Annotated in this window: 21 protein-coding genes; 9 read left to right on the top strand and 12 right to left on the bottom strand. The window is 68.4% G+C overall.

Annotated elements, in window-relative coordinates; genetic code table 11:
* Position 1 precedes the first annotated feature (1 nt).
* A complete protein-coding gene (locus CKW28_RS06510; protein WP_040548565.1) occupies positions 2-1,147 on the bottom strand; it encodes an ABC transporter substrate-binding protein in 1,146 nt (381 codons plus the stop codon).
* 40 nt (positions 1,148-1,187) lie between these two features.
* On the opposite strand from CKW28_RS06510, the gene CKW28_RS06505 reads away from it, so the two are divergent.
* From CKW28_RS06505 to CKW28_RS06495, 3 genes are all read left to right on the top strand, one after another.
* The gene (locus CKW28_RS06505) at positions 1,188-1,814 is read left to right on the top strand and encodes a TetR/AcrR family transcriptional regulator (RefSeq protein ID WP_003927871.1); all 627 of its coding nucleotides are present in this window, start codon (positions 1,188-1,190) and stop codon (positions 1,812-1,814) included.
* Between the two features lie 96 nt (positions 1,815-1,910).
* Positions 1,911-2,696, top strand: coding sequence for an SDR family oxidoreductase (locus CKW28_RS06500; RefSeq protein ID WP_003927872.1), 786 nt, complete (start codon positions 1,911-1,913; stop codon positions 2,694-2,696).
* A gap of 10 nt (positions 2,697-2,706) precedes the next feature.
* Positions 2,707-3,882 carry an NDMA-dependent alcohol dehydrogenase gene (locus CKW28_RS06495; protein WP_003927873.1) on the top strand — a complete coding sequence of 392 codons (1,176 nt, stop codon included), beginning with the start codon at positions 2,707-2,709 and terminating at the stop codon, positions 3,880-3,882.
* Here the strand turns inward: CKW28_RS06495 and CKW28_RS06490 are convergent.
* The 3 genes from CKW28_RS06490 to CKW28_RS06480 are packed head-to-tail and all read right to left on the bottom strand — an operon-like array spanning position 3,866 to position 6,820.
* Entirely contained in the window at positions 3,866-4,501 is a 636-nt protein-coding gene (locus CKW28_RS06490; RefSeq protein WP_040548657.1) for a nitroreductase family protein, read from the bottom strand. The two genes, CKW28_RS06495 and CKW28_RS06490, sit on opposite strands and share 17 nt — an antisense overlap.
* Complete coding sequence (locus tag CKW28_RS06485) at positions 4,498-5,583, bottom strand: NAD(P)H-dependent amine dehydrogenase family protein (RefSeq protein ID WP_040548567.1); 1,086 nt, start codon at positions 5,581-5,583, stop codon at positions 4,498-4,500. The genes CKW28_RS06490 and CKW28_RS06485 overlap by 4 nt, the downstream gene beginning before the upstream one ends.
* Before the next feature lie 43 nt (positions 5,584-5,626).
* Positions 5,627-6,820: an amidohydrolase family protein gene (locus CKW28_RS06480; protein ID WP_003927876.1), complete on the bottom strand. Its 1,194-nt coding sequence runs from the start codon at positions 6,818-6,820 to the stop codon at positions 5,627-5,629.
* A 79-nt stretch (positions 6,821-6,899) separates the two neighbouring features.
* Here CKW28_RS06480 and CKW28_RS06475 point away from each other — a divergent pair, with 79 nt between their 5' ends.
* Together CKW28_RS06475 and CKW28_RS06470 are read left to right on the top strand one after the other, a co-directional pair.
* Complete coding sequence (locus tag CKW28_RS06475) at positions 6,900-7,808, top strand: enoyl-CoA hydratase (RefSeq protein WP_003927877.1); 909 nt, start codon at positions 6,900-6,902, stop codon at positions 7,806-7,808.
* Between the two features lie 45 nt (positions 7,809-7,853).
* Positions 7,854-8,240, top strand: a complete 387-nt coding sequence (locus tag CKW28_RS06470; protein WP_040548660.1) for a PaaI family thioesterase — start codon at positions 7,854-7,856, stop codon at positions 8,238-8,240.
* A 63-nt stretch (positions 8,241-8,303) separates the two neighbouring features.
* Here the strand turns inward: CKW28_RS06470 and CKW28_RS06465 are convergent, their stop codons facing one another.
* A complete protein-coding gene (locus CKW28_RS06465; protein ID WP_003927879.1) occupies positions 8,304-9,308 on the bottom strand; it encodes an acyl-CoA dehydrogenase family protein in 1,005 nt (334 codons plus the stop codon).
* A 103-nt stretch (positions 9,309-9,411) separates the two neighbouring features.
* Between CKW28_RS06465 and CKW28_RS06460 the strand changes: the two genes are divergently transcribed.
* Positions 9,412-10,545 carry an acyl-CoA dehydrogenase family protein gene (locus CKW28_RS06460; protein WP_003927880.1) on the top strand — a complete coding sequence of 378 codons (1,134 nt, stop codon included), beginning with the start codon at positions 9,412-9,414 and terminating at the stop codon, positions 10,543-10,545.
* Here the strand turns inward: CKW28_RS06460 and CKW28_RS06455 are convergent.
* Positions 10,542-11,354 (bottom strand): TetR/AcrR family transcriptional regulator, encoded by an 813-nt coding sequence (locus CKW28_RS06455; protein WP_003927881.1) that lies wholly within the window; start codon positions 11,352-11,354, stop codon positions 10,542-10,544. The genes CKW28_RS06460 and CKW28_RS06455 overlap by 4 nt on opposite strands.
* A gap of 212 nt (positions 11,355-11,566) precedes the next feature.
* On the opposite strand from CKW28_RS06455, the gene CKW28_RS06450 reads away from it, so the two are divergent.
* Entirely contained in the window at positions 11,567-12,778 is a 1,212-nt protein-coding gene (locus CKW28_RS06450) for an amidohydrolase family protein (protein ID WP_040548569.1), read from the top strand.
* Between the two features lie 312 nt (positions 12,779-13,090).
* Here the strand turns inward: CKW28_RS06450 and CKW28_RS24065 are convergent, their stop codons facing one another.
* The 5 genes from CKW28_RS24065 to CKW28_RS06425 are packed head-to-tail and all read right to left on the bottom strand — an operon-like array spanning position 13,091 to position 17,281.
* On the bottom strand, positions 13,091-13,441 hold the full coding sequence (locus CKW28_RS24065) for a hypothetical protein (protein ID WP_003927883.1): 351 nt from the start codon (positions 13,439-13,441) through the stop codon (positions 13,091-13,093).
* A gap of 34 nt (positions 13,442-13,475) precedes the next feature.
* A complete protein-coding gene (locus CKW28_RS06440) occupies positions 13,476-14,300 on the bottom strand; it encodes an enoyl-CoA hydratase/isomerase family protein (RefSeq protein WP_003927884.1) in 825 nt (274 codons plus the stop codon).
* Positions 14,297-15,391, bottom strand: coding sequence for a hydroxyacid dehydrogenase (locus tag CKW28_RS06435; RefSeq protein WP_003927885.1), 1,095 nt, complete (start codon positions 15,389-15,391; stop codon positions 14,297-14,299). The genes CKW28_RS06440 and CKW28_RS06435 overlap by 4 nt, the downstream gene beginning before the upstream one ends.
* 2 nt (positions 15,392-15,393) lie before the next feature.
* Positions 15,394-16,503 carry a TauD/TfdA family dioxygenase gene (locus tag CKW28_RS06430; RefSeq protein WP_040548573.1) on the bottom strand — a complete coding sequence of 370 codons (1,110 nt, stop codon included), beginning with the start codon at positions 16,501-16,503 and terminating at the stop codon, positions 15,394-15,396.
* 40 nt (positions 16,504-16,543) lie between these two features.
* On the bottom strand, positions 16,544-17,281 hold the full coding sequence (locus tag CKW28_RS06425; RefSeq protein ID WP_003927887.1) for an HpcH/HpaI aldolase family protein: 738 nt from the start codon (positions 17,279-17,281) through the stop codon (positions 16,544-16,546).
* 128 nt (positions 17,282-17,409) lie between these two features.
* Here CKW28_RS06425 and CKW28_RS06420 point away from each other — a divergent pair, with 128 nt between their 5' ends.
* On the top strand, positions 17,410-18,558 hold the full coding sequence (locus CKW28_RS06420) for an acetyl-CoA acetyltransferase (RefSeq protein ID WP_003927888.1): 1,149 nt from the start codon (positions 17,410-17,412) through the stop codon (positions 18,556-18,558).
* Entirely contained in the window at positions 18,555-18,932 is a 378-nt protein-coding gene (locus CKW28_RS06415; RefSeq protein ID WP_003927889.1) for a Zn-ribbon domain-containing OB-fold protein, read from the top strand. Before CKW28_RS06420 ends, CKW28_RS06415 begins: the two co-directional genes overlap by 4 nt.
* A gap of 6 nt (positions 18,933-18,938) precedes the next feature.
* Here CKW28_RS06415 and CKW28_RS06410 read toward each other — a convergent pair whose 3' ends face one another.
* The gene (locus tag CKW28_RS06410) at positions 18,939-20,504 is read right to left on the bottom strand and encodes a class I adenylate-forming enzyme family protein (protein ID WP_003927890.1); all 1,566 of its coding nucleotides are present in this window, start codon (positions 20,502-20,504) and stop codon (positions 18,939-18,941) included.
* Between the last annotated feature and the right edge of the window lie 54 nt (positions 20,505-20,558).

The raw sequence follows: 20,558 nt of genomic DNA, 5'->3' as shown, positions 1-20,558 counted from the left end.
GCTAGCCGGCGAACGACCGGCCGATCAATGAGATGTACCGGCTCGGCGCGGCATGAAACACGTGAGCGCTGGCGTCGGGCAACACCCGGCGCGCGACGAGGTAGTCCACCCCCATCCAGCCCTGCCGGATGTGGCGACCGAATCGCAGACAGGTCCCGGGCGCCCCACTCGCGCTGGGCACGAACTTGATGTCCTCGATGGCCTCTCTGACCCCGGCCCCGGTCAGCGGGCGGGCACCGGCCAGCCCGCGCACGATCACGGTCGCCACGTCATGGCACAGGCACGGCATGAAATAGGCCGGACGGCGGCCGTATCGAGCCTCGAAACGGTCGAGGAAGGCCTGCCCCACCGGGTTGCGCTCGTCGTAACTGTCCAGCCCGATCCACCCGGCGAGTTGGCGCATCCACTCGTCGTCGATGTGGGCCATCTCGAACGCGGTCGTGGTGTAGCGGGGCGGATCCCACCCGGCGGCCCTCAGCGCGTCGTTGAATCCCCACAGTCCGTGCCCGAAGCCGACGTGCACCACGGCCTGGGGATCGGCCTCCCGCAGCGCCGCCACGGCGGCCGCCTTGCCGGCCTCCACCTGGGGTATGGGCACCGTGGCCACCAGATCCAGACCCGCTTCCGCGTAGGCCCGCTCGGCGTACCCCAGGTACTCCTTGCCGATCAGCGAGGACTCCCACGCGATCCCGATCCGCCGGTGCCCGTCCCCGCGCAGGATCGCGGCCAGCATCCGCGGCTCCTCCGGCATCGAACCGTTGTTCAGCGCGAAGCACCACTCCCCCAACGCGCCCTCCGACCCCGACAACACGATGATGGGCACCTCCGCGGTGCGCTCCACATGTGCGCACAGCGGCACCGCGTTGTCCGAGACATACGGCCCGAAGATCACCAGGCACCCCGCCTCGACGAGTTCGTCGAAGGCCCGCTGGACCGCCTTGTACTCACCGTTGGGCAGGCCGATGACATCGCGGCGGACGAACTCGACCGGCCGGTCCAGCACCCCCGCGTCGACGGCTTCGTCCACGACCAGCCGCAGGGCGTCCACCGTGTTGTCCTCGGATGCGGCCCGGGTCGGATAGTCGTTGAGCAGACCCACTTTCAGAGGCGCCACGGATCCGTATGCGCGCGTACCTCCTGCTGCCATACGCGCAACCTACATCATGAATGTTGCTAGGATCACCGCTATGTCGAAACGTGGCGGCCGAGTCGAGGACCGGCGCGCCCGCGGCGATCAGACCCGACGCGACCTCATCGACGCCGGCCGGGCCCTGTTCGTCGACCCCGGCTATTTCCACACCAGCGTGGGCGACCTCGTAGAACGGTCCGGGGTCGGCACCCGCGGCGCCTTCTACCACCACTTCCCCGACAAGGCGGCGTTGTTCCGCGCCGTGTTCGAGGATGTGGAGCAGGATCTGACCCTGCGCTCGATCGCCTCACCGCCCGAGGGCAGCGATTCCTGGGAACGCCTCACCCGGGGTCTGCACGGCTTCCTCGACGCCGCCGCGGAACCGGAGGTGCAACGCATCATCCTCATCGACGGGCCGGTCGTGCTGGGCTGGCAGACATTGCGATCGATCGAAGAGCGCAGCAGCCTGGCGATGATTCAGCAGATCCTGCGTCGCGCGATCGCGGACGGAAGCATCGAGGAGCAACCGGTCACCGCGCTCACCCACATGCTCGTGTCGGCCGTCGAGGAGGCCTCGCTGCTCATCGCCCACTCGACCGACCCGGAGCGGGCCCGGTCCGATGCGGAGGCCGTGTTGGACACCCTGCTGAACGCCCTCACCCGCCGGCGCAGCCGTTCGCGTTGAGCGCACCGGAAACATTCGTTTCCGAAAATGGAAAGGTTGATTCACCGATTCCTGCTAACGTCACTCTCACCGTGGATCGACAGGAGGCGCTCCGCCATGTCCGAACCTGACCGGCCACTGCGGGTCGCGGTCGTCGGTGCGTCGGCCGGGCTCGGCCGCTGCATCGGGGTCGGGCTGTCCGAGCGCGGGGCACAGGTGGCCATGTTGGCCCGGCGACGCGAGCGGCTGGCCGACGCCGCGCGCGAAGCCGGTAACGGTGCGGTACCGGTGGTGTGCGATGTCACCGACCAAGGGTCCTGTCGACGGGCGATGTCGGAGGTCGTCGATGCGCTCGGCCGGCTCGACGCGCTGGTCTACACCACCGGCATGGGCATCCTGTCCCCGCTGGTCGAGATGACCGCCGATCAGTGGGCGCAGTTGTTCGCCACCAACGTCACCGGCGCGGCGCTGATCACCGCCGCGGCCGCACCCCATCTGAGCGCGGCCGGCGGATCGGCGGTCTACCTGTCCTCGCTCAGCGCGTCGTACACCACACCCTGGCCCCGCCTGGGTTCCTACGCCGTCACCAAGGCCGCGCTGGACAAGTTGGTCGAGGCATGGCGGGTCGAACATCCCGAGATCGGTTTCACCCGCCTCGCCGTCGGCGACAGTCTCGGCGGCACCGGAGATTCCCAGACCGAGTTCAACAAGTCCTGGGACCCGGCGGCGTTCGACGACGCGGTGAACTTCTGGATGGAGCACGGCTACATGCAGGGCGGCCTGGTGGAGGCCGACCATCTGGTGCAGACCGTCGACGCGATCCTCCGTTGCGGCAAGAGCAGTTTCATCCCCCACCTGACACTCGCGCCGCGACCGTCGAGCGCGGTGGACGACCTGAGATGAGGAGTTGCCGATGAGAACCAAGGCCGCGGTGCTGCGTGGTGTCGGGGTCGACTGGGAGGTCACCGAGATCGAGTTGGACCCGCCACGCGCCGGCGAGGTCCTGGTGAAGATGGCCTATGCCGGGATCTGCCACTCCGACGAGCACTTCTACACCGGTGACAGCGTGCCGAGCAAGGAGATGGAGGAGATGATGCGGGCCTCCGGCGTGCCGGTTCCCGAATGGTTTCCGATGCTCGGCGGCCATGAGGGCGCGGGGGTGGTCGAGGACGTGGGACCCGAGGTCCGAACCCTCAAACCCGGTGACCACGTGGCGGTCTCATTCCTTCCCGCATGCGGGAGTTGCCGCTGGTGCGCCTCCGGCCACACCTACCTCTGCGATGTCGGCGCCGATCTGTACAGCAAGAGGATGACCACGGACGGCACCGCGCGACGGCACCTGCCCGACCCGGACGGTGACCGGGATCTGATGGCGATGATGCAGGTGGGCACGTTCGCCGAGTACGTGGTCGCCTCGGAACGTTCGCTGGTCAAGGTGCACGACTGGATTCCGCTGGCCGCAGCCTCGCTGGTGTCCTGCGGCGTCACCACCGGTTTCGGTTCCGGGTCGGTGGCCGCGGGCACCCAGCCCGGCGACACCGTCGTGGTGGTGGGGGTGGGCGGTATCGGCATGAACGCCGTGCAGGGCGCGAGAACCGCCGGCGCCAAGCACATCGTCGCGGTGGATCCGGTGGAGTTCAAGCGCGAGATCGCGCCGACCTTCGGCGCCACACACGCCGTCGCGGACATCGGCGCCGCCCTGGACCTGGTCAAGGACATCACCTGGGGGGTGATGGCCGACCGGGTGGTGCTCACCCCGGGCGTCGTTCCGCCCGACATGGTGATGGCGGCCATGATGCTGCTTCGCAAGGGCGGCACCTGCGTGCTCACCGGGATGGCGAAGGTGTCCGACCTGAACGTGCCGTTGAGCCTGCCCGACATGGTCAGCTCGTGCAAGACGCTCAAGGGTGTGCTCTACGGGGAGATGAACCCCCGGGACGCCATGCCGAAACTGCTGTCGATGTACGAGGCGGGCACGCTCAAACTGGACGAGCTCATCACGAACCGCTACAAGCTCGACGACATCAACGAGGCGATGCGGGACCTGCGCGCGGGCAAGAACATCCGCGGCGTCATCGCATTCGACTGACCCACGCCTGATCCCACCGGTCCACCGCGGCGACCTCGCACACCGGCTTACGGCGCACCGGGTGGTGTCCGCCCCGGGGCCATCCCGCCGTGACCAGTGTGGCGATTCGCCAATCGTCGGGAATGCCCACCAACGAACGCAATTCGGATTCACACGCATCGTGCCACAGCGTGATCGCGGCGCCGAGCCCCTGAGCGCGGGCCGCGAGCAGGAAATTCTGCACGGCGGGGAAGATCGAGCCGCCCTGCTGCAGATCGGACGCACCGCGCTGGGGCCGCAGGCAGAACAGCACACACACCGGGGCACCGCCACCCACCTGCATGTGCTCGTACATCGCCCCCAGCACACGTGATTTCGGGTCATCTGCGGTGCCCGGTTTGTCGAATCCGTAGAAGTCGGCCATCACGTCCCAGGTGCGCCGCGCGGCGGCGGTGATCACCGCGCGCACCTCGGGCGACCTCAGCACCACGAACCGCCACGGCTGCTGATTGCCTCCGGACGGCGCCCAGCTCGCGGCCCGCAGACATCTCTCGACGACGACGTCGTCGACGGGCTCGTCCCGGTACCTGCGCACCGCCGAGGCGGTGCGCAGCACCGTCCACAGGTCCGGCGAGGTCATCGCCGGGTCGTCGGCGGCAGCGTGCCGGTCCACCGACCGCCGCGGACCGGACCCGTCACCAGCGGTAGGTCGAGGGTGGACAGCAGCCCCGGAGGCGCGGCGACGACGGCCGGGATCGCGTTGAGTTCCCGCATCACCGTCGCATAGGTCAGACCGCGCATGTTGTTGCCCCGCCCGTGCATCTCGATGTCGACGGTGTAGGTCGGCAGCCCGTCGACGACCACCCGGTACCCGCCGTGCGGCGACGGATGCCGCGGCCAGTCCGGCGCGGAGTGCTCGCCCATCCGGGTGATGTGCTCGAGCACCACCCTGGGCTCACCATCGACGATGCCGGCGAGCTTGAACCGCATCCCGCCCATCGTGCCGGGCTCGATCCAACCGGAGGCCACCCGGTACCGCTCGGTGGCCAGCCACTTGTCGATGGTGGTCTCGACCCGGTCCAGCGGCAGACCCACACCGTCGGCGACCAGATGCACCGTCGGCGCCCACAGCGCGGCCAGCCGTTCCGGGTCGAACAACGGCGCGGGGTGCTCCGGCGGATGCCCGAAACCCATGAAGTCGAACATGATCTCGGGCTGGTTTATCGGCGCGTAGTCGAGGATCTCGAGCATCGTGATGGTGTCGACGCGGCTGCTGAAACCGGTCATGGTCAACGCCATCAGGTCGTTGGCCCAGCCGGGATCGACACCGCTGTTGAAGAAGGTGGTCCGCCCCTCCGCACACGCGGCCTCGATGAGGTCCACCGTCTCGGCGTCGGCTGCCGGTGGATAGCAGAGCGGCACCAGTGACGTGGTGACGACGTTCTTGCCGGCCCGCAGACAGCGGGCGATGTCCTCGGCCGCCTCCCGGTACCGGTAATCCCCGGAGGCGAAGTAGGCCACCACGTCGGCGTCGACCGCCAGGGCGGCATCGATGTCGTTCGTCGCGAGGATGCCGGTCTCCGGCATACCGCACAGGGCGCCGGCGTCCTTGCCGTGTTTGGCCGGACTGTGCACGACGAGTCCGACGAGCTCCAGACCGGGGTGGGCGATCACCGCCCGCAGGGCGCCGACCCCGACCTGACCGGGGCCCCACAGGATCACTCGGAACGTCCGCTGTGCGCTCATGGCCGTCCGATCGGTTGTTTCAGCGGCCATGGGGCACCGCCGTGAGCAGCTCGCGCAGATTTCCGCCCATCACCGCTTCGATGGTGGGTTCGGGCAGTTCGGCGATCTCGGGAGTCAGCTTCGCCGGTTCGGCCAGACCCTCCGGATGCGGGAAGTCCGAGCCGAACAGCACCCGGTCGGCGCCGATCAGATCGATCAGCCCGGACAGGTCCTCCTCGTGGAACGGATTGACCCACACGTGTTCCCGGAACTGTTCGACCGGGTGTGCGCCGAACTCGTTCGGCATCTTCTTGTACACCCGCTCGAACAGGTCGATCAGGCGCGGCACCCAGGCGCCGCCGTTCTCGACGACTCCGACCCGCACGCCGGGATGGCGGGTGAACACGCCGTGGGCGACCAGCGCGGCGCAGGTGTCGAGGATGGACCGGGCGTCCTCGTAGACGATGGTGCGGAACGCGTCGGGTTTGAACGGGGTGTACTCGCCGCCCTTGCCCTCCCAGTCACGGCTGTAGCGGTCGTAGCCGGAGTCGCAGGCGTGCATGAGCACCGGGATGCCGAGCTGTTCGACGCGGTGCCAGAACGGATCGAAATAGGGCTGGCCCATCGACGTGGTGTGACCGGTGATCGTGGCCACCGGGCGCGGGTTGACCAGCACCGCGCGGGCGCCGTTCTCCACGCACCAGTTCAGTTCGGCGACGGCTTTGTCGACGTCGGGCAGCGTGATGACCGGGGTGGCGAAGATGCGGCCCGCGTAGTCGAAGGTCCACTCCTCGAGCAGCCATTCGTTGTAGGCGTGCACGACGGCGTGGGTGAGCTCGATGTCGTCGAGCATCCGCTCCTCGAGCATGCCGCCGGTGGTCGGGAACATCACGCAGGCCTGGATGCCCTGGGCGTCCAGCAGCCGCAGGCGCTGCTCGGCGTGGCGGAACTCCTCCGGGCAGCGGATCGGGTTGGCCAGCTCGCGCAGGCTCTTGCCCTCGGGGTTGATGCCGCGGAAGTAGTCGGCCCACGCGCCGGGTGAGGCCACCACCTCGTAGGTCGGGTTCGGGATGGTGTCGGTGAGCCGGCCCTTGATCATCAGCTTGGTCAGCCCGTCCACCTGAATCCACTGGATCGCGCCGCGATACTGCTTGGGCAGGTGGCGGGTGTAGGCGTCGGTGGGTTCGTAGAGGTGGTTGTCGGCGTCCCAGATCTCCAGAGCTGGTGCTGTCACGTCGCGTCTCCTTCGGCAGGGCCTTATGAGAATATAGCTTCTCACATTGAGACAACGTTGTTATCGGACCGGAGGACTCATGAGCGACTACAAGTTCCTGATGTGGGAGAGCCACGACGACGGCACGATCGTGCGGATCCTGCTCAACCGGCCCGAGGCACGCAACGCGCAGAACCGGGGCATGCTGGTCGAACTCGACGACGCGTTCGGCCGCGCCGAGGCCGACGACAAGGTGCGGGTGGTGATCCTCGCCGGTGAGGGCAAGATGTTCTCCTCCGGCCACGACATCGGCTCCGCGGTGGCCAAGGCGGAGTACCGGCCCGGCCCCGACCAGCATCCGACCATGAAGATCACCGGCGGCACCCGCGACGGTGCCGAGAGCCGGATGTTGCAGGAGTGGCACTACTTCTTCCAGAACACCCTGCGGTGGCGCAATCTGCGCAAGATCACCATCGCGCAGGTACACGGCGACGTGTTCTCGGCGGGGCTGATGCTGATGTGGGCGTGCGACCTGATCGTCGGCAGCGAAGAGGTCCGCTTCGCCGATGTCGTCGGCACCCGGCTGGGCATGTGTGGGATGGAATACTTCGGTCACCCTTGGGAATTCGGGCCGCGCAAGACCAAGGAACTGATGCTCACCGGCGACGCCATCGACATTCACGAGGCGTATCAGCTCGGCATGGTCAGCAAGGTGTTCAAGCGCGAGGAGTTGGCCGAGCGGACGCTGGAGATGGCACGGCGGATCGCCCAGGTGCCGACGATGGCCGCGCTGCTGATCAAGGAGTCGGTGAACCAGACCATGGACAACATGGGCTTCTACAACTCGCTGCAGGCGTGCTTCTCACTGCACCAGCTCAACCACTCGCACTGGGCCGAGGTGCGCGAGGACAAGGTGCCCCGCGCGGGTGAGGAGCACGGCGTCCCGAACTGGCGCACCGCCCCACCCATCGTGGTCTCGGTCAAGGACAAAGTGCGTGCTGACGGATAATCATCCGTCGTGACCGACAACACCGAGGTGGCCGCACCGCGGCCGATGACCACGACCCGCGACCACCTGTTCGGCAAGCTGCCGTTCTTCGACGTGGTCGACTCCGACGAGAGGGTGGTCATCGACCTGCACAACCGCCCGGACCTGACCAATATCCGCGGGGCCCTGCAGGGCGGGCTGGTCGCGACGCTGATCGACATCGCGGCCGGCCGGCTGGCGGTGAAGTACGCCGGCGACCTCGCGGCGGCCGCCACCGCCGACATGACCGTCCACTACCTCGCGCCGATCATGCGGGGCCCGGCGCGGGCCACCGCCACCCTGGTGCGGGCCGGACGCCGCTCGATCGTGGTGGCCGTGGACGTCGTCGACGTGGGCGCCGACCGGCATGCGGCCAGGGCGACCTTGAGCTTCGCGGTGCTCTCCGTTTCGTGAGCAGCCGCAAAGTGACCTGTTCCAGCGGATTTCAGGTCACTTTGCGGATGCCCGGCAGGGAGATCAGCGGGCCGGGACCGGGCCGTAGCGAGCATCGGCCACCCGGTCCAGGACGGCGGCCGGTTCGGCGTAGACCATCGCCCAACCCCGCGCACGCCGGTAGTACAGCTGGATGTCGTGTTCCATCCCGAACCCGTAGCCGCCGTGGATGTGCAGGCTGCGCAGCGTCGCGTCGCGGGCGGTCTCATAGGCGAAGACGAATGCCATCGCCGCCAGTTCGGCTGCCCGGTCCGGTTCGTCGGTGACCGCGCAGGCCGCCCGGTACCCCAGCAGCCGTGCCCCGTCGACCGCGGTGGCGCTGTCGGCCAGCGGATGCGCCACCCCCTGGAAGGTCCCGATCGGCGCCCCGAAAGCCTCGCGCTGTTTGGCGTAGTCGGCACCCATCTCCACGGCCCGGGCGGCGATCCCCACCAGCGCCAGCGCGGTGAGCACCAACCACCGGTCGACGGCGTCGGCATGCACGGTGCGGGCGGTCTCCCCCGCTGCCAGGGTGGTGGCGTCCGCACCGATCGGGATGTCGGCCAGTGGCATCGAGCCCAGGTTGGCCACCTGCCGCATACCACCGGCCGGAACGGCGAGCAACCGGTCGTCGTGCAACACGATCGCCACATCGGCGACCGCTCCGGCGGGCACCAGTGTGGCGCAGCCGGTCCGCGCGGGGCGGGGCGCGAACGTGACCATCCGCTCACCCGACACCGCCGCCGGGAGCAGGTCCGAACCACACCGGGCCAGAACCTTTGCCGCGACCTGTGTCTCGATGAGCGGCGCCGGCGCGACCGCCCTGCCGTGCTGCTCGGCGATCAGCGCGAGTTCGAGGTCGCCCGCGCCGCCGTCGGCCTCGCCGACCGCCATCTCCACGGCACCGGTGTCCACCAGGGCGCGCCACAGCTCCGCATCGAAACCGAGCGGTTCGGCCGCACGCACCCGCTCCGGGCCGCACATCCGGCCGTACAACGTCATGAACGCCTCGACGAGCTGACGCTGCTCGCCGGACAGGCTCAGGTCCATATGGTCAACCGATCCGGGTGAATATGTACACTCTCCGAATTGAGAGTAGCATTTCCGCAAGCTGTCCCGGTTCCGGTCGCCGGCGTGAGGAGCATTCAGAGCCGTGCACTTTCAACTCGACGACGAGGTGCAGGCGTTCCGCAAAGCGGTGCGGGCGCACCTGGAGGAGACGCTGACCGCGGAGTTGGAGGAGCGCCTCTACCGCAGCGGGGTGGCACACGACGACGACTTCGCCCGCGGACTGGTCGCCCGGGACCTGCTCGCCCCGGACCGCCGGCCACTGGAATGGCAGCTGTTGCAGGACGAGCTGATGTACGCCGACGCCCCGGTCTACCTCTCCGAGACCACCCGGATGGTCGCCGGGGTGATCGACAAGACCGGTTCACCCGAACTGAAGCAGCGGATCATTCCGAAGGCGATGGCCGCCGAATTGACGATCGCGCTCGGTTTCACCGAACCCGAGTGCGGCTCGGACGTGGCCGCGGCCAGAACCCGTGCGGTGCGATCCGGTGACGAGTGGATCATCAACGGCTCCAAGATGTTCACCACCAACGGACACATCGCCGACTACGTGTTCCTGTTGGCTCGCACCAACCCGGAGAAGCCGAAGCACAAGGGCTTGACGATGTTCCTGGTGCCGCTGGACAGCCCGGGAGTCGAGGCGCAGGCGGTGTGGACGCTGTCCGGGGAACGCACCAACATCACCTTCTACAGCGATGTCCGGGTGAGCGACGTGTACCGCATCGGCGAGGTCGACGGGGGCTGGGCCGTGCTGGGCCTGGCGCTGCAGGACGAACACTCCTCCGGATGGGGTCCGCACCTCGCGCGTCTGCTCGACCACGCCGAGCACTGGGCCCGCGACACCACCGATCCGTCCGGCACCGCGCGGATCTGCGACACCGATGTGCGGCGGCGGTTGTCGCGCATCGCGATCGAACTCGAGGTCGCGACGCTGCTGCAGCGGCGCTGCGTGTGGATGACCGAACAGGGTCAGACCCCGGTGGCCGAGGGGCCGATGTCCAAGCTGTTCAGCACGGAGGCACTGGTCCGCGCCGCCCAGGACGTCAACGAGATGGTCGGCCCGGACGCCCTGCGCAGCCGGCTCGAACCCACCGCCGTCGAACAGGGGCGGTTCGAGTACCTGATGCGCTTCTCCCTGGGCACCACGATCTACGCGGGTACCAGTGAGGTTCAGCGCAACATCATCGCCCAGCGGGGTCTGGGTTTACCCCGTTAACCCTTCGCCCGCCGACCCCCGGCGGCCCGGGCGGTCGAACCGGACCGGGACCGCGAACCCGCGGCCGTTTTCGACCTGGCCGCCTTGGGCTTCTCGGCCTGCGCGGGCGGACTCACGGCCTGCTTGCACCAGGCCCACATGTCGTCCTCGGTCAATTCCGCCCCGCGGGTGTCCCCGCCGAAGACGCCGATCTGTGCGAGGGCCGTCAGGGTCGAGTTCAGCAGGGTGGTCAGTTGCGCCGGGGTGAGATCGGTGCGCACCAGACCCGCCTTCGAGCAGGCGGTGAGGATCTTCGTGAGCAGCTTCTGCTGCGGCTCCCACACCTTGGCGAAGTCGGCGGGCCGCTCGATCTCCAGGGCCAGGTTGTAGATCGTCGCCACCCGGCCGCCGACCTTCTGGGAGGACTCCGCACGGGACAAGAACCCCCGGCAGAACGCCTCGAGTTGCTCCATCGGGCCGTCGGCTGCCGCGACCTCCTGCCGGATGTCCTCGGTGAACTGGCTGGTGATGTTCTCGTACAGCGCGAGCAGCAGCTCTTCCTTACCCGCGAAGTGCTGGTAGAACGCTCGCAGGCTCAGGTTCGACCGGTCGATGAGCGTCTGGATGGTGAAGTCGGCCCGCCCGGACTCCTGCACCAGCTCGAGTGCGGTGGCGAGGAACCGGGAGCTGCGGGCCAGCGCCCGGGCCCGCGCGTTGCTCAACCGCCGCTCGAGGGTGCGTTCCTGCCACTTGGCCGACAACTCGATCGGGGAGTCGTCGAGGCCCTCGACGACCGCGAGGTTCTGCTCGTCGCCGTTGGTTCGGTTCATGCCCCCATCGTAAACCGTTATTCTCACCGGCCCGGCTCGGCCGCGAGTCCCCCTCACGCGCCGCCTCCATGACGTACACTGGAAATGAACATTCTCATTTTCGGGAATTTCTCCGTTCGTATGTCGGGGTCCGTGTGCCGGGGTCCGTGACGGGTCTGCGTGGTGGGGTCCGTGTGGCGGGCCGCCGTCTCCAGGCCGGAAGGAGCGCAGCGTTGAGCAGTGCGGTGTCGAGCCCAGATATCCGAATCGTCTCTCCGGACGACCACCTGGTGGAGCCCGCCGATCTGTGGACCAGCCGGCTGCCGGCGCGCTACCGCGACGTCGGACCGCGGATCGTCCGGCTCCGGGGGCGGATGGATCCGACCGTGACCACCGACGTGGCGTTCATCGAGGACGAGGACGGCAGGGACGCGGACATCTGGCATTACGAGGACGCGGTGATCCCGATCCCGCTCATCAGCGCCGCAGCCGGGTACGAGATCGATGAACTGACCACCGATCCGATCACCTACGACGAGATGCGCCCGGGCTGCTATCGCCCGGCCGATCGGCTCGCCGACATGGACATCGCCGGTATCGAAGCCTCCGCGTGCTTCCCCAACACCCTGGTCCGATTCTGCGGCCAGCGCTTCCTGTACGCCAAGGACAAGGAACTCGCCCGGCTGTGCGTCGAGGCCTACAACGATTTTCAGATCGACGAATGGGCCGGAAGCAGCAACGGCCGGCTGATACCGCTGGGCATCATCCCCCTGTGGGACGTCGACCTGGCCGTCAAGGAGATCGAACGGGTGGCCGCCAAGGGCATGCGCGCCGTCTGCTTCTCCGAGTTGCCCTCCCGGCTGGACCTGCCGTCCATCCACAGCGGGTACTGGGATCCGTTCTTCGCCGCCTGCGAGCGCAACGAGGTCGGCATCATGCTGCACATCGGGTCCAGTTCCTCGCTGACCAAATCCTCGCCGGACGCCCCGCACGTCGTCACCAGCGCGCTGATGGCCGTCAACTGCACCATCGCCCTGGTCGACTGGCTGTTCTCGGCCAAACTGATCCAGTTCCCCAACCTCAAGATCGCCTTCGCCGAGGCTCAGGCCGGCTGGATCCCGTACTACCTGCAACGGGTCGACGAGGTCTGGCACGACCGTCGCGGCTGGGGCGGCGTCCATCCCCTGCTGACCGATCCGCCGAGCACCCAGGTGCCCGGCCGGGTGTACTTCTCCACCTTCGGCGACCCGGTCGCGTTCCGCATTCTCGACCTGGTCGGGCCGGATCAGTTGATGTTCGAGACCGACTACCCGCACAACGACACGAACTGGCCGAGAAGTATGGAGGTCGCCAACAAGGCCACCGCGGGGCTGGATCAGGAGACAAAGCGGAAGGTGTTGTGCACCAATGCGAAACGTTTCTTCGGAATGCTTTCTTCGGATTGATGTGACCGTCAGCACCCGCGGGCCAGTGCGGACATCGCGGTGGCCGCGTCCAACACCTCGGGGGTCATCTGCGCACCGGCGTATTCCACCCAGCACCAGCTCCGGACCGGCTCGGGTTCCGCCGACGCGCCGGTGACCCGACCGAAGACGTGGACGGGACTGCCGCCGGCAGAGAACGAGAACGTGTAGGAGTCGGAACCCGGGTTGCACCACCCACATCGGTGTGCACGGTCGTGACCCCTTTCCTGACCTGATAGCCCGGACCGAACGGCACGCCGTCCCGGCCCGTCGAGACGGTGCCGGTGAGGAGAATCAGTTCGTGGCGGTGAAACTCAGCGCCACGGCGGCGCCGGTGTCGTGGTATCGCATCGGTTCGAACCAGTCGAGCGTCGAGTACTCCGCGAACAGGTGCGGCGCGGGCAGGTCCAGCCGGTCCGGAAGTGCGCGGAAGCCGCAGATCGGTGACACCACATGCGTCGTCATCCCGGTGACGAAGTCGTCGCACCCGCGCACACCCCGGTACTGCCGGCCGCCGGCGTCGCTGACGACCGCCCCCACCCAGCTTCCGGCCGGTCCGAGCCCGGCGGCGGGCACCCGGTCCCGGCGGTAATGCGCCAGGGTGGGCGTCTGACGGATCACGTCGAATTCGACTCGTCCCTGCATGTCACTCTCCGGAGTGGTCGGTGCGCGCGGGCGGTCACCGGCACCGCCAGTTCGGTGTGCGCTTCTCCAGGAAGGCACGGGGTCCCTCGAGGGCGTCCTTGGTCAGTGCCACCTTCATCCGGTAGTTCTCGGCGAGCAGTTCGGCTTCGTAGATCGGCAGAGTGAGGCCTTTGCGCACCGCCATCCGTGAACCGCGTACCGCCAGCGGCGCATTCGAGTTGACGATCTCGGCGATCTCCCACGCCCGCGACATCAACGCGTCGTGGGCCACGACCTCGGTGAAGACGCCCAGATCGTAGGCCCGCTGCGCGTCGAGCCGGTCGTGCCTGCCCATCAGGATCAACCGCATGGCCACCGGCAGCGGCAGGATCCGCGCCAGCCGAACTCCTTCCCGGCCGGAGGTGACGCCGATGCTGACGTGCGGGTCCATCAGCGACGCACGCTCCGAGGCGACCGTGATGTCGGCCGTGGTGATCAGATCCAGCCCCGCTCCGCAGGCGATGCCGTTGACCGCGCAGATGATCGGTTTGGTCATCTGCAGCCACGGCGGGGTGGCCTCCTGCGGTGCGTCCCACTGTCGCATCGAGCTCAGCACCGGCTCGCCCTGATTGTCGATGCCCGGCGCGTTCTCCATGTCGTGGTCGGCGGCCTTGTTCACATCCGCACCGACACACAGCGCCCGTCCGGCGCCGGTGATGATGACCGTCCAGATGTTCTCGGACCGTTCGATCTCGGCGTAGACCTCAGCCAGCTCCGCGATCATCTCGTCATTGATCGCGTTGAGCACGTCGGGCCGATTCAGGGTGACACACGCGGTGTGGCCCCGGACCTCGAATTCGATGGTGTCGTACCCACTCACCTGCCGACCGCTTCCCTCTCCCGGGTCCTGCTGACCGGCTCCGGAGCGAAGCCGAAGATCTCCGCGAACCGCGCGCTGTACCGCGGCCACACCTCGGGGTTCAGCAGCCTGGGCGGAACCCCGCCGGCGAAGATGGTCTGCCACTGGTCGGCGGTGGCCACCGCGATGTCGCGTGCGGCCTCCGCCGTGATACCCGCGATGTGCGGGGTGGCCACCACATTGTCCAAGGTGAGCAGCGGATGGTCCGCACGTGGCGGCTCGTCGTGGAAGACATCGAGCCCGGCTCCGGCGATCTCCCCGCACGTCAGCGCCTCGTAGAGCGCGGCCTCGTCGTGGACCCGCCCCCGCGCGGTCGTGACGAAGAACGCGGTCGGCTTCATCGCGGCGAACTGCGCCCGCCCGATCAACCCTTCGGTCTCCGCGGTGAGCGGACAGGTCAGCTGGACGAAGTCGGAGCAGCCCAGCAACTCCTCCAACGACACCGATCGAGCCCCGAGGGCTTCGGCGGTCTTCTCGTCGACGTACGGATCGAAGGCCAGCACCTTCATGCCGAACGGAGCAACCAGCTGGACCAGGCGGCGGCCGATCGCGCCCAGTCCGACGATGCCCATGGTCTTGTGCTGCAGCTGGCTGCCGCGCAGCACCAGCCGGTCGCCGAGGTCGCCGCGGCGCAGCATCCGGTCGGCGACGGTGATCCTCTTGGCCAGATCGAGCATCAGTCCCAGCGCGTGTTCGGCGACCGCCTCCGCACCGGGGCCGGAGTTGTTGCACACCGCGATTCCGGCCTCGGTGCAGGCGTCCACGTCGATCACGTCATAACCGGCCCCGGCCGAACACACCGCCAGGAGCAACCCGCACCGCCGCACCAGGTTCCGGTCGGCCAGCCACTGCCCGCCGTCGGCCATCGACGCCACGTCGGTGCGGGTCGCGACCTGATATCCGTGCGCCGACTCCAGTGCCGCCCACCCGTCGGCGGGGTCGGCGGTCAGGTCCAGCCGCACCAGTTCGATGTCCGCGGCGCCGAGCAGTTCGCCTGCGGCCGGATCGGTCCACCGCTCGAACACCAGCCGCGGACGGGAGATCCCGCTCACCGTCAGATCTTCGGTTTCGCCTGCGCCGCCTTGAACATCTCGGCGAGCGACTCGTCGACGTTGGCGTAGTCGTTGCGTGCGATCCGGCCCTCCCGTCCGGGCACCGGGTCGTACCCCAGTCGCAGATCCTTGTTCTCCATGTGGAAGTACTCCCGCCCCAACGGAAGCCGGCGATCCGCTCGCGGCACCTCCATCCAGGCCCGCAGGAAGCACCGCGCCCGCTTCGGATCGGTACTGCTGACGAAGTCCGACCGGGAGTGGCACATCGCGAAGTTGTTCGCGATCGCCGCCTCACCCGACTCCAGCTTGAACTCGACCTGCTGCTCGACCAGCACCCGGCGCAGCAGCTCGATGGCCTCCTCCTGTTCGGGGGTGAATTCGCGCCCGAGCGTCCGCATCGCCGGCAGGATGCTGCTGTAGGTGAAATTGATGCAGATCTTGCCGTCGACCTGGGAGAACACCGGCACGTCATAGGGTGTCACGTCGGGTTGGTCATCGGGTTGCTCGCTGCGCCGGTGGTGCGGGAAGCCCTGATAGAGCACCGGCAACAGGTCGGGCCGTTCGGCGAGGATCCGGTTGTGCGCCGCCGGGCCGCTGGAGAACTGGCTCTCGCCGCCATGGGCGGCCGGATACACGCACAGCAGTCCGAGGATGTCGGCGGCGTCATTGTGCATGGCCAGCTCCGCCCGTGACTTGGTGCCCCGCGCGGGCTGCCTCCCGCCGGGCAGGACCTCCTCCTGGACCCGCACCATGCGATGGCCGAACGAGTTGTTCGACACCAGGTAACCCAGGTGGGTGCAGAACGCCCAGTAGATGCGTTCGAGCTCGTCGATGGAGTGCTGTTCGACCGGAAACCCGCGCACGCAGACCAGGCCACGGCCGAACATGATCTCCTCGTAGAGCCGGCGCAGGTCGTCGTCGAGGTCCGGGTGGCGGGCGTCTTCCGGGGTGATCTCGTCGCGATCCTTGTGCGCCGTGGGGTGCAGGATGGATTCCAGTGCCGCGACGTGACGCGGTGTCAGGTCGAAGGCGAAATCCTCCTTGCCGGTGAAATCCGCGCCGGTCCACGCCATCGCATCGGTCACGGGGCTGCGGTATATCGGTGTCGGCATTCGGGTGTACCTCCCTGTGGTGTGCGGCCTGTGTGGCCGGTCAAGTCCGGTGCGATCGATGCAGCGCGCGCAGCTCCCGCGCCCGCGCACTCGCGGCGTCGGTGAGCATTCCGACGTCGGTGCCGGCCGAGATGAACCGCAGGCCCAGGTCCACGAAGTGCGCGAGCAGATCCGGCGATCTGATCCCGGCGATGCCGAACGCGACACCGTGTTCCCGGCAGGCCTCTGCCACCGCGCCCACGGCCTCGTGAAAACGGTGATTCTCGAAATCGCCGTGGATGCCCATCTCAGCGGTCAGGTCACTCGGCCCGAGCAGGATCATGTCCAGGCCGGCCACCGCCGCGATGTCATCCACCGATTCCACCGCCTGCGGTGTCTCGACCATCGCCGCGACCACGGTGTACCGGTCGATCTCGGCCGCCAGTTCCGGAGCCGTCCGGGGCCGGAATCCGGTGACCGGATTCGGCCCGGAGATCGACCGGCGCCCCGCCGGTGGGAATCGTGCCGAATGCACGACCGACTCCGCCTCTGATTTCGAATTCACATGTGGCACAATCACTCCCACTGCCCCGATGTCGAGCACCCGGGCGATGACACTGGGATCGTGGGACGGCACCCGGACCAGGGCCGAGATGTCCGCACCCGCCGCGGCTGCGCACAACATCGCCACCGTCTCCAGCGGTGTGGCGGTGTGTTCGAGATCGATGTACACCGCGTCGTATCCGGCGGCCGCGGCGAGGCCGGGGACATCGGGCGTGCGGGAGTGCATCAGCGCCATGCACAGGACGAGGTCGTCACCCCGTAGCGTATTCCGCAGCGATCCCGGCACAATGCCACGTTAACCGACTGAGAACGCGTATTCCACTTTTTCGTCAATGCCGTTATCAGTTGTGATACCCAAGAGGAATGGCGGCGAAGGGTGTGGCGATCGTGGGTGTCGGGCTCTCCGACTGCGGACGTGTCCCCGACAAGACGGCGACCGCACTGATGGCGCAGGCGGCTCGCCGGGCCATCTCGGATGCGGGCCTGCACAAGAACGATATCGACGGTCTCGGTGCGCACGGATCCCTGTTGGCGCCGATCGAGGTCGGCGAGTACCTCGGGCTGCGGCCCACATGGGTGGATTCCACCGATGTCGGAGGTTCATCCTGGGAGGTCATGGCCCAGCACGCGGTCGCGGCGATCGCGGCGGGCGAGATCGACGTCGCGCTGCTGACCTACGGGTCGACGGCCCGGTCGGATGTGAAGCGGCGCAAGCGGGCCCCCGCCGCGGCGATGCCGACCGGCGGGGCGATGCAGTACGAGACCCCGTACGGGGCGACGTTGATCGCCAAGTACGCGATGGCCGCCCGCCGTCACATGATCGAGTACGGCACGACCATCGACCAACTGGCGGAGGTCGCCGTCGCCGCACACGAGTGGGCGGCGATGAACGAGAACGCATTCGACCGGGAGCGCCTGACGATCGAGGATGTGGCCGCTGCCCCGATGCTCGCCGATCCGTTCACCACCAGACACGTCTGCCTGCGCACGGACGGCGGCGGCGCGGTGGTGCTGGCCGGCGAACGGATCGCCCGCGACTGCGCCGGCGAGCCGGTGTGGATTCTCGGCACGGCGAGCGCCGCATCACACGTGAGCATGGACGAGTGGGCCGATTTCACCACCTCGGCGGCCGCCGAGTCCGGCCCGAAGGCGTTCGCCCGGGCCGGGGTGACCCCGGCCGACATCGACGTGTGCCAGCTCTACGACTCGTTCACGTCGACGGTGCTGTTGACCGTCGAGGACCTCGGCTTCTGCGCCAAGGGCGAGGGCGGGCCGTTCATCGCGTCGGGTACGCTGCGCCCGGACGGGGCGCTGCCCACCAACACCGACGGCGGTGGGCTGGCCGCGTGCCACCCGGGCATGCGGGGCATGTTCCTGATGGTCGAGGCGGTACGTCAGCTGCGCGGCGAGTGCGGACCGCGTCAGGTCGCCGACGCGGAACTCGCCTGTGTGCACGCCATGGGCGGATTCTTCTCACACAGCGCCACCATGATCCTCGGAAGGGACCGATGACACCCGAGATCGACACCGACAGCGAAGCCTGGTGGGCCGCGATACAGGACGGCACCCTGATGGTCAACCACTGCCGGGCCTGCCGGCGAAACTCACTGTACCCGCGCCCGTTCTGCCCGCACTGCTGGAGCGAGAGCGTCGAACTGAGACCGGCGAGCGGCCGCGGGCGGCTCTATACCTGGAGTGTCGTCCACCAGTCCGGCCGGGACCCGTACGTGGTGGCGATGGTCGATCTGCTCGAAGGCCCGCGGGTGATGACCGCCGTCGAGGGGTGCGACATCGACGCTCTGGCCGCGGACGCCGAACTCGAGGTCGCGTACCGCACCGACGACGGCGGGTTCACCGTGCCGGTGTTCCGGCTGTGCGGAGGGTGACCGGGCTCAGGATGACCCGGCCAACCGGGACGCGACCTGCCTCGGCCGGCCGTGCGAACGGTCGTGCAGCGATGTGCGTTCCACCTTGCCGTTGGCGTTGACCGGTAGCGGCTCCTCCCACACCACCAGTTCCTCCGGCAGCTTGTATTTCGGCAGACCCGCTTCGGTGAGCGAGTCGACCACCGTGCGCAGGGACAGCGGGGCGCCCCGCTCGGTCACCACCGCGACCGCGAGCCGCTCTCCGGTGGTGGCGTCCGGCACCGGATACGCTGCGCACTCGCGCACTCCGGGTATCCGGCCGATGGCCTCGTCGAGTTCGGCGACCGGGATCTTCAGCCCGTTGCGGATCACGATTTCGCGCAGGCGCCCGACGATGCGCACCCGGCCGTCGACGAGATCGGCGGCGTCGCCGGTGCGGAACCAGTCCCCCTCGAACGCGTTCGTCTCGTCGGCCGCGTCGGTGTAGCCGAGGAAGGCGTGCGGTCCCCGGATGCAGCACTCGGTCGGCTCCGTCGCCGAGCCCAGCCTGACCTCGACGTCGGCCAGCGGGCGGCCGTCATCGCCGTGCCGCAGATCGCGGGGCTCGTGCCGCAGACCGGAGGTGCTCACCGGCACCTCCGAGGATCCGTAGGCTCGCATCACCACGATGCCGGTGTCCTCGACGCGTTCGACGATGCGCCGGTCGAGCATGGTGCCGCCGAGATACACGGCCCGCAGGGGGATCTCGAGATCTGCCGCGACGGCCTCGTCGAGAAGCCGGTTCAGCAACCGGTCCGGTCCGCCGTACCAGGTCGATCGCGTCTGCACGAGCAGCGCGCAGGTGGCGGCGGGATCCCAGTGATCCTCCAGCACCACCGGCGCGGTGAGCATCGGCGCGATGAACAGCGCCTGCACCACGCCGGTGATCGAACCGAGCGGGCTGATCAGGAACAGCCGGTCGTCCGGTGTCAGACCGGCGGCGTCGATGTAGTTGCGCGAGGCCTTGGCCAGGGTGCTCAGCGAGTGGACGACCCCCTTGGGGGCGGCCGTGGTTCCCGAGGTGAACAGCACGAACGACGGTTCGTCGGCGGCCCGGACCGGCTCCGGAAGCGACACCCCCGGCGGCTCGCCGGTGACCGACAGCCACGTGAAGCCGTCGGGCAGACCGGTCACCGGCGGCTGCGGCCGGTTCGGCGCCAGCCCGAACCGGACCCCGGTACGCCGGGCGATCTCGGCCACCTGGGCGGCCCCGGCGCTACGCGGCACCAGCATGACGACCGCGTCGGCACGGATGGCAGCCTGAACCGCCACCACGGATTCCGCGTCGTTACCGACCACGAGCAGCACGGCCGCCGACGGCCCGACACCGGCCTGTCTCAGCGCTGCACACCACCGGTCGACACGGGTGTCGAGTTCGGCGTAGCTGAGTTGTCCGCCGCGGTGCACCAGTGCCGGGGCGGAGGGCTCCCGCCGGGCCGCCGCCCGGACCACGTCGAGCGGCTCGGCCGACCAGAAGCCTGCCGCACGGTAGCGCGCACGGCGTTCCTCCACCCGCTCACGGACATGTCCGAGCAGGTCGGATGTCGCAGTCATGACCCGAATCCCATGTGAATTCCTCTGCCACCTTTACCGCAAACGCGCGTTCTC

The organism is Mycolicibacterium thermoresistibile, from assembly GCF_900187065.1.
Taxonomy (GTDB): Bacteria; Actinomycetota; Actinomycetes; order Mycobacteriales; family Mycobacteriaceae; genus Mycobacterium; species Mycobacterium thermoresistibile.
This window is presented reverse-complemented; position numbering and strand designations above follow the sequence as displayed.